Source organism: Methylosinus sp. RM1 (assembly GCF_011378635.1).
GTDB lineage: Bacteria > Pseudomonadota > Alphaproteobacteria > Rhizobiales > Beijerinckiaceae > Methylosinus > Methylosinus sporium.
In genome coordinates, this window is sequence record NZ_WOVC01000055.1 from 1 (window position 1) to 14,570 (window position 14,570).

The following is a 14,570-nucleotide window of genomic DNA, read 5'->3' on the forward strand; positions in this document are numbered from 1 at the left end:
TGAACAGGGCGAAGGCGAGGCTCATCACGGCGGCTCCAGAATCACTCCCCCGATAGGGAATCATGCCTGAGCCGATCCGTTAACCGCCGTTAACCCGAATTCGGAACCCTGTGGCGGCGCCACCCCCGCTTGACTCAGTGCCGTCTACGACGGCCTCGCTTTCGATGCTCATAGCCCCTCCAATCCGGAAGTTTTAATTTGCAACTGCAATGGGCGTGGCGGTTGTGGCTTCGATATGCAATCCGTCCAACTCTCGGGAAGCCGCCAGCCGATCTTCCGGCCCGGGCGGGGACGAGAAATCGCTGTGCGTTCAGGCCTACCGGATGAATTCCGTGATGAGCCTACCGACCTCGTCCGGGGCATCATCGAGGCAGTAGTGACCAACGCCAGCCAGACGATGCACCGGCGCGGCCGGAAAGAGCTGGGTGAAGAGCGGCAGGAAATGCTCGGCGTGAAGCGTGCGGTCTGCTTCACCCCAGATGGCGAGGGCGGGTCTGGCATGGATGGCGCGGATGGCCGCTGCGTCAGGCGTCTCGAATCTGTGCGCGCCCGTGGCGAAGCCCTTGGCCCAGCCGATCGCGCCGAGACAGTCGGCAGGGCTTGCGAAAGGCGATCCGTAGGCGTCGAGCCATGTGTCGGTGATGAGCGTGTTGTCCTCGAAGCCGTTGAGCTTGAGCGTGCTCAGGATATTGAAACCGAGCTGCCCCAGCACCGCTTCGAGGCAGCCGTCCGCTTCAGCTTTCGCGATCCATTGGAACCAGGGCGAGACGCCGGCATTCGCACTCACTCGCTCAATGAGATCGGCCTGGCCGAACGGCGTCGGTCCGTTGGTCGAGATGACGCGACGAATGCGGTTGGGATGCCGGGCGGCGAGCCCCATGCCAACCGGACCGCCGAAGTCGTGCATGAGGAGGGTGATATCGTCGAGATCGAGCGCAAGAACGAAGTGCTCCAGATTGTCGATGTGATCCTGCAGCCAGTAGGCCCGGTCCGGCGGCGTATCGCTCTTGCCGAAGCCCATATGGTCCGGGACGACCACACGGTGCGTGATGCTCAGCACCGGGACCAGGTGGCGGAACAGATAGCCCCAGGTCGGCTCGCCGTGCAGGCAGAGTATGACCCCAGCTTCGCGAGGGCCCTCATCGACATAATGCATACGGAAGCCGGGAGCCGCGGTGAAATGCGGGGTGTACGGAAAGCTACCGCCGAAGGTGGCGTCGGATCGGGTCATGCACGTCTCCTCTCCCGGAGTCAGCACTAGTTGGGCCTGTGGTTTCAAATTAAAACCATGCGTCGTCATATCGCTTGAGGTTTTAATTTGCAACTACTACATCCCAAAGGCGACAAACCGCGATCTTCCCGGTTTCGAGGGGAGATGGCATGCGGGAGATTGAGCGCGGGAGCAAAGTCGCGATGGTCAAGAGAGTCAGCCACAAAGATTCGAGCTGCGGCGTTGCCAGGCCACTGGACGCGATCGGAGACTGGTGGTCGCTGCTGATCGTTCGGGATGCTTTCGATGGCCTGCGTCGGTTCGGAGAATTTCAAAAGGACCTGGGGCTCGCGAAGAACATCCTTACGGCCCGTTTGCGCAACCTGGTCGCACACGGCATCATGGACACCGTCCCCGCGTCCGACGGCAGCCCCTATCAGGAATACGTGCTGACAGAGAAGGGGCGCGGCCTGTTTCCGCTCCTGGTTGCTCTCAGGCAGTGGGGCGAGGATTTCTTCTTCGAGCCCGACGAGGCTCACGTCCTTCTAGTCGATAAGAAGAGCGGCCTTCCGGTGCGGAAACTGGAGCTTCGCGCCCAAGACGGACGCGTTCTGGGACCGGAGGATACGGTCGTGCGTTCACCGCCGGGTGCGACTGGAAACGCTTGGCGATGAAACTACATTACTCCGTCGGTTGGCGCAGCGGATCGCCGATGGCGCTTCGCATCCGCCTGCGCCAACAAGCCCGAGACGGCAGAGTTCCGGCGGCACAAGCGGGGATTGGAGGCGGCGTAATTTCCGGCTGTCCTCCACGGGGCGCTACCGTTGCGCCGCGCTGGCTGAAATTGCTACGCGGCAAGCTTTGGAATTTCACGTTCAACCAATCGCAAGAATCGGGTGTTGCGGGTCCCCGCAACCACTTCTTACATAAATCAATCACCGCCCCGGTCTAACCGCCGGGGCGGTTCCTTGCGTTGTAGCGGAGCTATGTTGCGCAGTTGAAAAGCGCGTTTTGCTGAGGTTCGAATCCCTCTCGGCGCGCCAATCCTCAAACTGTCCGGACCGAGGACATAGGTGACAGTCTGTTCCTAAAACATGGGTGACAACCTCGGGCCGAACGGGTTGTCGAGAGGCTGCAAAGTTTTCTGCTCCAGATCGATGAAGCCGAGATCGTAGCTCATGAAGCTGACGAGCCAAATGCTTTCGTCGACCTCCTTGATTCCGAGGCGCTGACCGGCGAGCACGGTCGAGATGTTGACGCGCTTTCGATACATGCAGATGCGTCCGCAGGCGGTGACCAGCACGTTGCGGTCGTGGAGCGGATAGGCGAGTTCCGGCAATCTCCCGTCATAGGGCGCGGCGGAAGGTCGATAGACATCGACCGGGCGCTTCATGGCCAGCGCCTCATGTGGTCTTTCCTCGTTGAATTCTTTGACGAACTCGTCGAAGCGGCGGGTCTGCTGCTGCAAGCTGTTCGTCCCGGGCGGACGGGTCGCCTCCTTCTTCAAGGTCAGATGCATGCGCTCGTGGCGGCCGTTCTGCTGGGGATGGCCGGGCTTGATGCGCTCGATCTCGACGCCGAGCCGCAGCCACGAGACGGAGAGCTTGGAGAGGCCGAAGAGACCATTGGGGCTGGCGAAAGGAACGCTATTGTCGGAGCGCAGGGCCGCCGGCAGGCCGCGCTCGCGGATCAGCGTGCCGAAGGCGGTGATCGCCGGGTCCTCTCTGGTCGACTCCAGCGCCTCGCAGAGCAGCAGGAAGCGCGAGGCGTGATCGGTGACGGTGAGCGGATAGCAGTAGAGTCCGGAGCCGAGCTTGAACTCGCCCTTGAAATCCACGCACCACAGATCGTTTGGAGCAAGAGAGCTGCGTGCCCTGCGCGCGCGGGCGGCGGCGTCCGAGCGCCTTGACGAGGCCGTGCCGGCACAAGACCGCATGGTGTTGATTTCCACTGAGAGCTGACCCAGGCGGCACGAGTTTTCCACCGAGAACTGACCCATGTTCGAACCTTTCCCCCTCGACCGTCGCGGGGGAACTGGGAGTGATCGACATGGAGTTATTGAGCGTCATCCGACGCTGGCGATATCGGCAGGAGTTCTCGATCCAAGAGATTGCACGACGCACGGGGCTGTCGCGCAATACGGTGCGCAAGTACCTGCGCTCGGACAGCGTCGAGCCGCGGTTCGCCACGCCCGATCGACCGAGCCGGCTCGACCCGTTCGCCGACAAGTTGTCGCACATGCTGCGTCAGGAGGCCGCAAAATCGCGCAAGCAGAAGCGGTCGGTCAAGCAGTTGCACGCGGATCTGGTCGCCCTCGGCTACGACGGTTCCTACAATCGCGTGGCGGCCTTCGCGCGCGAGTGGAAGGCGGCGCGGCATCGGGAGCAGCAGACCTGCGGACGCGGCGCGTTCGTGCCGCTGAACAGGTGGCGAGCGTCGATTTTCAGGTCGAAGGCGCGTCGATCACCACCAGCAATCTCGATAGGCTCTATGGGCAGAAGCCGGCTTTTCGCTTGGAGCGAGTTCTGCATGCTTGAACGAATCCTTCCGAGCGGAAAGCGCTCAAATCAGTGGAGACAGCAATGGCCCTGACAGCAGCGCAACTTGCTCGAAGAAAACGCATGTATCAGCAGCTAGGAGTGCGGGTCGTAGGGGCGTCGTTGATATCAGCAATAATATGGTTCGGTCTCCTGAAGGATCGGGAACCCAGCAATTGGCCACCTGGCGACGACTACCCTAACGCCACTCAGGCGATATCGGAGGCTATAAAGTCAAAAGGCGTTGGAACATATGATGTGTTGTCCCTCCTCGGTGTCTCGAGCCCGTCGGCCATATGCCTCAGCGTGAGCGGAAGAGATCCACGGCAATTAGCGATCGAGCAGTTGGAATTTTCTAGCAAATCGCTCGATGCGGATAAAGTAAAACCTTTCGTGGTCGAAGGGGTGTTTTCCATTCTTGTCGCTGGAGAGGGACGTTTCGTGATCGAATCAATCGACAAGGTTTTGATTGATTTCGAAGAAGAACATGAAAATCGATGCGTTTCCAATCCCAGCTCGGTGAGTCTGCTTGTCACTGAGCATCCTACAAAATCTCGCTTTGTTCATTTTCGCGCAACTCTTGAGATACGCGCGCCATCGACGGCTGCCGAATAAACAGGAGAAGGACCGTGGCAAATCTTGTGAAATCATTTGCGGAGTGGCTAGCCGATCTGACCGGCCTCCGGGATTACGCGCGTCAACAAAACGCTCAATATGAGCAAGTAGTTAGCGCATTTCTTGCTCAGAACGGGAAATCGAATGATCTAAATGATATTTATAAACACAGTCTTGCGTCGCTATTTGAGACGTATTCTGTCGCGACTGATCCGCATTACACTTTCGGACATGCGGGAGCCTTACGAGAACCCAAACGTACGGGATTGTGAATGAATTTTGGGCCTGGGTCCAAGGTCGGGACAGCGTCGCCGAGCATTACAAGGACATGTATAACAATATTGTGTCTTCGTATATCGGACTCTGGCTCGCGGACAATGTTCCAAATATTTCCCAGGCAAGTGCGCTAAGGTTATCAACTATCTATTCGACAACAGCACGCTTTTGATGAAAAGTATAGCAGATCTCCAAATTCCATTGACGAAACTGTTCGGCGAAGATTACAGGGGGATTCTGCAGGGAGTAAAGAGCTATTTGGATCAAAACGGACTAGGGATTTGCTTCGAAGCCTTCAACTTACATCGAATGTGACAAACCCGCCTTCCGTAGAGGATTTCGTACAGGATGCGTCGCTACCCTCAAATCCGCCGGACGTAACGAGGAGCGCGGATGGGCAAATTGTCCAAATCGTAGATTCGACTAGTGGCGGGGTATCGACAACAGATTACACGACAGGTCAGGCTGTTCGTGTGGAAACTACGACTGCAGCTGGTACAGAAGTCAAGATTTACGATGACGGCGGCGCCCAAATCGGCATTACCAACCCCACCGGCGCGGCCGACAACTCCCATCTCGACGTCGGCGGCGGCAGTTGGTCCACCGGCGCGCCGGCGCAGCAGAACCCGGCGCTCGTCGATCCGGCGACGCCCAATATCAACGCCAACGGCTATCTTCCCGTCGCGCAGAACTATCTCGTCACCGGCAATGTCAATTGGGCCCGCCAGGCCGTGCAGGACGCAGTCGATGATTTCCAGCGACGGATCGACAGCGACGGCGGTTCGGAACGCATCATCGCGCTGCCCGATATCAATATTTCGCTGCAAAACGGCATGCGCTACGCCGTGCTCCAGGCGCAAGCCGCTGTGCTGCAAAACATCGATCCTCTCGTGCTCGATCTCGACGGCGACGGAATCGAACTGACGAGCTGGATCGAGACCAACATCTTCTTCGACACGCTCGGCGACGGCAAGCTGCATCAGACCGGATGGGTCGCCGATCACGACGGAATTCTCGCGCTCGATCTCGACGGCAATGGCAAGATCGACAGCATAAAGGAAACCATCTCCGTCCATTACAACGGCGGAAGTTTCGCCGATGGCATAGCCGCCCTCGCCAGCCTCGCGCAGCCGGGCGCGACAAGCTTCTCCCGCGCCACCTCGCTCACCAATGCGGCCACCGGCCGTCTCTATTTCGATGATCTGCGCGTGTGGGTCGACGCGAATCACGACGCTAAAACCGACGCCGGCGAGTTGAAGACGCTCGGCGAGCTCGGCATCGCCTCGATCAGCCTCGCCGGGGCCGGAAACAAGGGCGAGAACATCGCCGGCAACGACATATTGAACCGCACCACATTCGCCAAGACCGACGGGACGACCGGACAGGTCGCGAGCGTCGATTTTCAGGTCGAAGGCGCGGCGATCACGACCAGCGATCTCGGCGGCGCGACGGTGATCAAATCCGAAGGCTCGGCGAGCGTCACCTCCTATGTGGTGACGGACGGCGCCGGCCATTCGATCAACGCCTAGAGCTTCACGCTCGCCGACGGAACCCATCCCAACGCCTTCTATTCGACGACGGGCAATGACAGCTTCCTGGCCGACGCCACGGACACGCGCTCCTATTGGCTCGGCGGCGGCAGCGGCTCGCTGACGCTGAGGGGCGGCGCGGGCAGGCCTCGTTTCCGCCTATGGCAACATTCCCTTCACTCGTTCATCGACATGACCGTGGTGGGATACGGCACGGGCGGCGGCAGCGCGCCGCAAGATCCGCTGGTGCTCGATCGCACCGGCCGCGGCATAGAGCTGGTGGCGCAGTCGCAGAGCGCGGCGCGTTTCGACGCTCTCGCCGACGGCGTGCGGCGGCAGATCGGCTGGGTCGGCGCGACCAACGGCATTCTCGTCTTCGACCGCAACCGCAATGGCGTGGTCGACAGCTCGGCCGAATGGTTCGGGCAGAATTTCACGCGCGACGGCGCGACGCCGCCCGCGGGCCAGACCGGATTCGCCGCGCTCGCGACTTTAGCGCGGCAGGGCGCGACAGGGGTTTTCGAAGCGACGTATAAGCAAAAGAGCATACGCGCGTCGTGTCGGCATCCAAAAAATGTGCAGACGGCATTCGGGTTAGAACTCGCTCGATCGTCTTATTGATGAGAGGCACGTTTGTTTGCCGAGAGAACGAAAGAACGAGGCGTGACTTGGCGACCATGTTTCGTAGCGCCATGTTTTCGATATTTTGCGTTGCGGCGATCGGCGCCATCGTCGCGGCAAGTCCGCAGGATTTTGTGCAGCAGGAATTCGTCGCGCAAAAGCTCGGAGCGTACACTTATGTAATACCGAAAGGCATTCTCGAATCGATCTACAAGCCCGATTACAGCCGCGATCCCAATCCGAACCCCGCCTGGCCACAGGAAGCGGTGATCCGACTTTTTGTCCAATGGCCGGACTTCTCGGCACCACCAAAGAGCAGTCATCTCGATGTTGCAAAGAATAGCCTGCACATTTCCTTGGGAAGCCTCCAGGAGTTGCCGGTGACCAGCGTAGAAAACATAATAGCGAACAGAAAAAAGAACGACAGCAAATTTGCTATGTATCCGGCTGCTTTCGGGCTAACGGAACTCTACGACAGAGATACCGGCTTCGGATGGCATCGTTATGTCGCGTCCCCGAGTCCAACAGTCGAGTTCGAGATAGTTTGCTCCCCCCCAGGCCCGCTCGGAGGGCACTGCCAATTCGATGTCGCTTATGCAGGCTTGAGGGTGAATGTATATTTTTGGAATGATCACCTCATGCACTGGAAAGATCTGTACGAAAATACAACCCGATTAATCGGCATTTTGCGAAAGTAACCGGCCATGGAAGACATACATCAAATCAGCGCTTCGGCGCTCGCCGCGGTAAACTCGGCTCTCGCGGCCAAAAATTATCCTGCCGCATATAGATCTATTCGAGATGACCTGAATGCGCAGAACGCGGCGGCGAAACAAGCAGGATTGCCTGCCCCAATCGGACCAGATACAGTTGCATGGTATACAAATGCAGCAGAGATAAATGACCTGTATTCTACGTCATTCATTCATTACTTTGTACGCAATTATATATCTATCTATGCTCAAATGACAACGGGAGCTGGAATAGATGACGCAATTTTTCAGCCCGTGTCTGATACCTTGGCTGACAAAGTTCTCAAAGAGATATCAAGCTCGAATGGACTAATTCAGCCATTCAGTACGGTAGGCGAGATCGATACCAAGAATATCGTTGATAACTTTAGACAGTACGGCATTACGCTAGATCAATATGCGTGGCCTGCGTACGCCGACTTGGCGGCTGGATTGGCGCCGAATTTCGTCGATCGCTCCTTTCTGCAAAACATCCCTCTCGACAAGCAGATGCTCATTCTCCGCGCGTCCGACGCCGCGGCTCAGCGGGCCTTTGTTTCGACTCCGATCAGTTCCCAGACCTCGGGCGGCCTCTGGTCCGATTTCCTCAACGCCCTCTATCTCTCGGTCGAAGAGCCTTATGTCGCGGCGAAAATCATCCTGCGCAAGTTCGGTGAATCCTTGAAATTCACCAGCGACAGCAGCGATCCTACGATAACCGCCTCTTCGATTGTGCTCGCTCAAAACTCTCTCTCCGGCATCGTCCTCGACGGCAACGGCGGCGTTCGCCTGCTCACGTCGGCCGATGCCGACGGCGTGTCCCGAGCGGTCGACTTGGGCTCCACCGGCAACAGCGGCTCGATCCTCCTCGGAGGCACGGCGGCCACCTCGTTCGCGCCCGGCTCTATCGTGAGCGCGGCGTCCGACGGCCTAACCGTTCGGTCCACGCATGACGGCTTCGACACGACGCTCGCCATCGGCGCCGACGCCGCCGTCACGCTCGCCCAGGCGAGCGGCGGCAACAGCTATGTGTTCAGCCTGATCGGCGAGAACCCGGACGGCAGCAGCCGCTACAATCTCCGCCAGTTCGACGTCGGCGGCGTCTCCTGGAACGGCGCCGGCGATCTCGCCGGGGCGCTCGATACAGCCTTCTCCGCCTCCTATAGCGGCGCATTCTCCACAGGCTCCAATAATTCTTATACGAGCCTCGTCAACACGCAGGTCTATCTCCAGCCCGGCCAGACCTACCATCTTCCGGCCGACGAGAAGGCGCTCGCCGACGCGGCGCTCGTCGACAAGTCGGTCGCGGCGGCGGCGCAGAATTATCTCTTCAACCGGTCGACGCTCTATGGACCTGGAACCTTGCCCGGGACGGCGCCCTATTACGGCAACGCCTATTTCACGGGGATGGGCCTCGCCTCAGCCTTCGGTGGCGACATTCCGCCGCCGTCGATCATCGATGTGACGGTGGTGGGCTTCGGCACGGGCGGCGACAGCGTTCCCGAATTTCCTCTGGTGCTCGATCTCACCGGCCGCGGCATTGAGCTGGTGGCGCAGTCACAGAGCGCGGCGCGTTTCGACGCTCTGGCCGACGGCGTGCAGCGGCAGATCGGCTGGGTCGGCGCCACGAACGGCATTCTCGTCTTCGACCGCAACCGCAATGGCGTCGTCGACAGCTCGGCCGAATGGTTCGGGCAGAATTTCACGCGCGATGGCGCGGCGCCGCCCGCAGGCCAGACCGGCTTCGGCGCGCTCGCGACTCTGGCGCAGCCGGGCGCGACGGCGTTTTCGGAGGCGACGTCGCTGATCGATCCGGTGACGGGGGTAAGCTATTTCGGCGAATTGCAAGTATGGATCGACGCCAATCAGGACGGCGCGACGCAAACGGGCGAGCTGTTCGGCTTGGCCGATCTCGATATCCAGTCGATCGGCTTGCAAGCCAGCGCGGTCGGTCGCGATGTCAACGGGAATAGCGTCGTCTCGACGGCCGCCTACACACGCGCCGACGGGACGAGCGGCGTCATCGACGATATCGGCCTGTCCCTTGTTCCGAGCGAGACGCGCGAAATCACGCTTCAGAGCGGCGTGGCGCTGCATATGCTGGCGCGCGTGCAATCGGGCACGGCGCAATCGGCCGCCGGTCAGGCGAGCGGCGCGCTCGGCGTGCTGCAGGACCAATATGGACCGCTATATTGGTTGTCCGGCGACGCCAGCCTCATCAATTACTATATGGGGAAGTCGAACGGCAACTATCGCAGCGGTCTGCAGACGATTTACGAGATCGCCGGCGCAATTTATGTCGCCTCTCCGGGCGGTGGCGTGTCCTATTATCCGCATGTCGAAGGCGACGCGAAGAGCGTCAGCCAGAGCATGTCTGCTCTGATCAGGGAAGTAACGACCTTCGTCTCGCGGGTGCAGGCGGCGGCGAATGCTCAGGGAGCCGACGATATAGCGGCGGTGGCGGCGAATGGCGCCAGCGCGGCGGATCTTTCGACCTCGGCAGCCGCCGCCCGACAAGCTGCTGCGACAGCGCAGAGCGCGTGGGCCGACGCCATTGCCGCCTATGTGCGGGCCCAGGCCGACGCCGTAACCGCGGCCAGCAACATTCTCCGCGTTCAAAACGAGGTCAATGGATTGGTGCCGGCCGGCGGTGGATTTGTGAGCTCGGGTGACGCGGAGGCGGCGTCCGCGCTCTACAAATCTCTCGCACATGATTTCCAATATATGGTCGTCGCCAAGAGTGCGATGAAAATCGCACTCGGTGCGTTCGGCCAGGCGCTCGGCTACGACAACACCATCTTCGGCGCCCCAGGAGAGACGGCGCCGCCGCCGACACCCAACAACTCCGGCGACAATGTCAATCATCCGACGCTGTTCATTGCCGGCGCAGGCAATGAAACTTTGAACGCGAACCGGAGCAGCGACGCGTTTTTCTTCTCGGGCGTCAACGGGAGCGATGTCGTCAACGGTTTCGCCCCGGGCGTGGGCAAAAATCTCGCCGCTTTTCTCGTGACGGCCGATACGCTCTTCTTTCAGAACTCGGCGGCGAACCTGATTCTCTCCTATGGAACGAGCGCCAACGTGACGCTTACGAACGTCAACATCAATAGGCTCTCCCTATATGACAACATTGCTGGCGTTTCCACGGCGTCTTTCCAGTACAACGGCGGCTCCGTGAACGTCGATCTCTCCTCGAAGACCAGCCGCGACCAGGACGGACTGATCCATATCCAAAACCTCGTCGGATCGAATTTCGACGATATATTGAAGGGCGATTCGAACGATAATTCCATCGTCGGCGGCGCCGGGAACAATTTCATCGAAGGCGGCGGCGGCGCGGATACGCTCGACGGCGGCGGCGGACTAAACACCATCGGCTATTCCTGGGCGACGAGCGGCGTGACGATCGATCTCGCCGCGGGCGGCGACAGCACCGGATCTACCTTACGCGATTTCACCAATGTCATCGGATCGAAATATAACGACACGATCAACGGCGTCTCCGGCAGCACACTGACCGGCGGCGGCGGATACGACATTTATGAGTTTTCCGGGACGGGTGGCGTTCAGACGATCGTCAATGGCGTCAGCGTCGTTTCCCTTCCGCAAGGCGAACTCGCTATGGGCGGTGGCGTTTCTCTATTCGACCTCCGGTTCATGCGGTCCGGCAATGATCTCGTCATCACCGTGATCGGCGCCGAGAGTCGAGTCGCTGTCCGCGACTGGTTCGCCGGGGCATATGCGCAGCTTACGAAGCTCACCTTCTCCGACGGGTCGCAAATTGGAACATCCGCGATCGCCGCCCTCGCCACGCTCGCCGATGCGCCGAGCGGCGTGATCGAGAACGCCGGCAACATCGCTCTCGTTGCGGCAGGCAATTATTACGGGCTCTACGGCAAGGACGGCTCGGGGAATCCGACAACGGGGCCGCTCCTGCGATATGAGGGCGCAGCCGTGACTGCGGGCCAGTTCTCCGGGTGGTCGCCGGCAGCCGCGGCGCAAACGGCGGGCGGTTATGTGGCGGCGCTCCGGAGTGCGGACAACGCGTCATATTCGATCTGGAACGTCGACGCCGGCGGCAATTACGTCACCAGTGTGGGCCTCGAGAAGAACGACCCTCGTCTGTGGTCGTATGAGACGCAATTCAATTTCGATCTCGGCGGCGACGGCAGGATCGGCGCGCCGCTTTCGCCGAGCGGCGTGATCGAGAACGCCGGCAATGTCGCTCTCGTGGCGGTGGGCGGTTATTACGGGCTCTACGGCATGGACAGCGCGGGGAATCCGACGCGGGGGCCGCTCCTGCGATATCAGGGCGCCGACGTGACTGAGGGCCAGTTCTCCGGGTGGTCTCCGGCAGCCGCGGAAAAAACGGTGAGCGGTTATGTGGCGGCGTTCCGAAGCGCGGACCGCACGTCGTTTTCGATCTGGAATGTCGACGCCGACGGCAATTATATTTCCAATGTGGGCGTCGCAGGGAACGACCCCGGCCTGTGGTCGTATGAGACGCAGTTCGATTTCGACCTCGACGGCGACGGCAAGATCGGCGCGCCGGTTTCGCCGAGCGGCGTGATCGAAAACACCGGCAATGTCGCCCTCGTGACGCTCAGCAGCTATTATTGGCTCTATGGCAGGGACGGCGCCGGGAATCCGACGACGGGGCCGGTCCTGCGATATCAGGGCCCCGGCGTGACGCCGGGCCAGTTCCCCGGATGGTCGCTGGTCGCCGCGGAACAAACCGCGAGCGGCTATGTGACGGCGTTCCGGAGCGCGGATCTCGCATCATTTTCGATCTGGAAGGTCGACGCCGACGGCAATTATGTTTCCCATGTAGGCGTCGCAGGGAACGACCCCGGCCTGTGGTCATATGAGACGCAGCTCAGTTTCGACCTCGACGGAGACGGCAAGGTCGGCGCGCCGATTTCGCCGAGCGGCGTGATCGAAAACGCCGGCAATGTCGCCCTCGTAATGGTGAGCGGCTATTACTGGCTCTACGGCAGGGACGGCGCCGGAAATCCGACGACGGGGCCGGTCCTGCGATATCAGGGCGCGGGCGTGACGCCGGGCCAGTTCTCCGGGTGGTCGCTGGCGGCCGCGGAACAAACCGCGAGCGGCTATTTGGCGGCGTTCCGGAATGCGGATATCACATCGTTTTCGATCTGGACCGTCGACGCCGACGGCAATTATGTTTCCAATGTGGGCGTCGAGGCGAACGACCCGGGTCTGTGGTCGTATGAGACGCAGCTCAGTTTCGACCTCGACGGCGACGGCAAGATCGGCGCGCCGGTTTCGCCGAGCGATGTGATCGAAAACGCCGGCAATGTCGCCCTCGTGACGGTGAGCGGCTATTACTGGCTCTACGGCAGGGACGGCGCCGGAAATCCGACGACGGGGCCGGTCCTGCGGCATCAGGGCGCGGGCGTGACGCCGGGCCAGTTCCCCGGGTGGTCGCTAGGCGGCGCGGAGGCGACGGCGAACGGCTATGAAGTCGCCCTTCAATCGACTGAAAAACAGTTCCTGATATGGAACGTCGACAAGAGCGGCAATTACCAATCCAGCGTGGAATTGGGCGGCGCGCGCGATAATTCGGACGGGAGCGGCGGCCTTTTCCTGCAAGGCGATGACCTGACGATAACGCTTTCTCCGACACAATCGACCGTGGCTACGGCGGCCGGAAACGCATTTACATTCGGCGGGCATGGGTCCGAATCGATCACGGCCTTCGGTTTGACCGACGAGACTTTCGTTTTTACGCCCGGAGCGGGCCAGGACATTCTCTACGGCTTTGTGGCCGGCGGCGGGACAGGACACGACACGCTGCAGTTCAACGCCTCGGCTTTCGGCGCCGGCCTGACCGCGGCCGATCAAAACGCCGATTGGCAGGCGTTGTTGGCGCATACGGCGGACAACGCCGCCGGCTCCGCTGTGATCACAGATGTGTTCGGCGACAGCATCATCCTCAGCGGCCTTTCGAAAGCGTCGCTGACCGCGAGCGATGTGCGATTCGTTTGAATAGAGCTTCGATTTCCGGCGCGGATCACGGCTGTCCGGCACAAAAATTGGTTGTACAGGCGCATGACATTGATTCTAATCCGGTCCTGAGTTTGGCGACTCGTCGGGACACGGATTGGAGATCAACGTCATGCGCCACAAAAATACAGTCTTTCACGATCTGCTCAAACTGCTTCCGTGGAAAACCTTCGACGCGCTGGTCGTGCAGCATGGCGCCGACGACCTCGTTCGCAGCTTCACCACGCGTCACCAGCTCATCGCTCTGCTCTACGCGCAGTTTTCCGGCGCCGAGTCGCTGCGCGCCGTCGAGACCGCGATGGAGAGCCATCAGGCCCGGCTCTATCACCTCGGCGGCAAGGCTCCCGCGCGCTCGACCTTCGCCGACGCCAATCGCAGCCGCAGCCCGCTGGTTTTTACGGGGCTGCTCGAGCACATGCTGGCGCAGGCTGATCGCAAGACGCGGCGCGAGATGAAGGACGTCGTGCGCCTCATCGATTCGACTGGCCTGCATCTGGCCGGCGTCGGCTGCGAATGGGCGCGGTTCTCCGCCGGCGTCTGCGGCGCCAAGGCGCATGTGATCTTCGATCCCGATCTCGGGCGTCCGGTCTATCATTCGCTCACCGCCGCCAAGCTCAACGACATCACGGCGGCCAAGGAGATGCCGATCGAGGCCGGCGCGACCTATGTGTTCGATCTCGGCTATTACGACTATGAATGGTGGGCGCGGCTAGATGCCGCCGGCTGCCGCATCGTCACGCGCTTCAAGACCAACACGCCGCTTTGCGAGGCGAAGAATTTGCCGCTGGCGCCGGGAACGCGGGTCAGGAGCGACCGGATCGGCTTTCTGCCTGCGCGTCAGGCGAAAGCGCGGAAAAATCCGATGGCCGACGCCGTGCGCGAGATCGTGGTCGTGACGGACAGCGGCAAGACGGTAAGCGCCGTCGCGACCCCATTGATTCTTTGGGTTCGGAAGGATTTTCGGATGTGAGATTCTTCGGAGGGACAGCCATGTCTCTGGAAGGATCCGAAGATGAACGAGAAT

Annotated in this window: 8 protein-coding genes and 2 pseudogenes; 8 read left to right on the top strand and 2 right to left on the bottom strand. The window is 60.6% G+C overall.

Translation table 11 applies throughout. From position 1 onward, the window contains the following. Nucleotides 1-316: 316 nt before the first annotated feature. Nucleotides 317-1,231 carry an alpha/beta fold hydrolase gene (locus FMZ75_RS19660; protein WP_166145654.1) on the bottom strand — a complete coding sequence of 305 codons (915 nt, stop codon included), beginning with the start codon at nucleotides 1,229-1,231 and terminating at the stop codon, nucleotides 317-319. A gap of 182 nt (nucleotides 1,232-1,413) precedes the next feature. Here FMZ75_RS19660 and FMZ75_RS19665 point away from each other — a divergent pair, with 182 nt between their 5' ends. Continuing rightward, nucleotides 1,414-1,884: a helix-turn-helix domain-containing protein gene (locus tag FMZ75_RS19665; RefSeq protein WP_166145675.1), complete on the top strand. Its 471-nt coding sequence runs from the start codon at nucleotides 1,414-1,416 to the stop codon at nucleotides 1,882-1,884. A gap of 413 nt (nucleotides 1,885-2,297) precedes the next feature. Here FMZ75_RS19665 and FMZ75_RS19670 read toward each other — a convergent pair. Further along, nucleotides 2,298-3,147, bottom strand: a pseudogene (locus FMZ75_RS19670) (integrase core domain-containing protein); the annotation flags it as partial. 112 nt (nucleotides 3,148-3,259) lie between these two features. Here FMZ75_RS19670 and FMZ75_RS19675 point away from each other — a divergent pair. The 7 genes and pseudogenes from FMZ75_RS19675 to FMZ75_RS19705 all read left to right on the top strand — a co-directional run. Continuing rightward, a pseudogene (locus FMZ75_RS19675) lies at nucleotides 3,260-3,631 on the top strand (sigma factor-like helix-turn-helix DNA-binding protein); the annotation flags it as partial. Between the two features lie 161 nt (nucleotides 3,632-3,792). After that, complete coding sequence (locus FMZ75_RS19680) at nucleotides 3,793-4,362, top strand: hypothetical protein (RefSeq protein ID WP_166145657.1); 570 nt, start codon at nucleotides 3,793-3,795, stop codon at nucleotides 4,360-4,362. Nucleotides 4,363-5,111: 749 nt separating this feature from the next. After that, on the top strand, nucleotides 5,112-6,167 hold the full coding sequence (locus FMZ75_RS19685; protein WP_166145660.1) for a hypothetical protein: 1,056 nt from the start codon (nucleotides 5,112-5,114) through the stop codon (nucleotides 6,165-6,167). A gap of 192 nt (nucleotides 6,168-6,359) precedes the next feature. Further along, nucleotides 6,360-6,788, top strand: a complete 429-nt coding sequence (locus FMZ75_RS19690; RefSeq protein ID WP_166145663.1) for a hypothetical protein — start codon at nucleotides 6,360-6,362, stop codon at nucleotides 6,786-6,788. A gap of 47 nt (nucleotides 6,789-6,835) precedes the next feature. After that, entirely contained in the window at nucleotides 6,836-7,486 is a 651-nt protein-coding gene (locus FMZ75_RS19695; RefSeq protein ID WP_166145666.1) for a hypothetical protein, read from the top strand. A gap of 486 nt (nucleotides 7,487-7,972) precedes the next feature. Beyond that, complete coding sequence (locus tag FMZ75_RS19700; RefSeq protein ID WP_166145669.1) at nucleotides 7,973-13,528, top strand: hypothetical protein; 5,556 nt, start codon at nucleotides 7,973-7,975, stop codon at nucleotides 13,526-13,528. A 130-nt stretch (nucleotides 13,529-13,658) separates the two neighbouring features. Next, nucleotides 13,659-14,516, top strand: coding sequence for an IS4 family transposase (locus tag FMZ75_RS19705; RefSeq protein WP_166145672.1), 858 nt, complete (start codon nucleotides 13,659-13,661; stop codon nucleotides 14,514-14,516). Nucleotides 14,517-14,570: the final 54 nt, after the last annotated feature.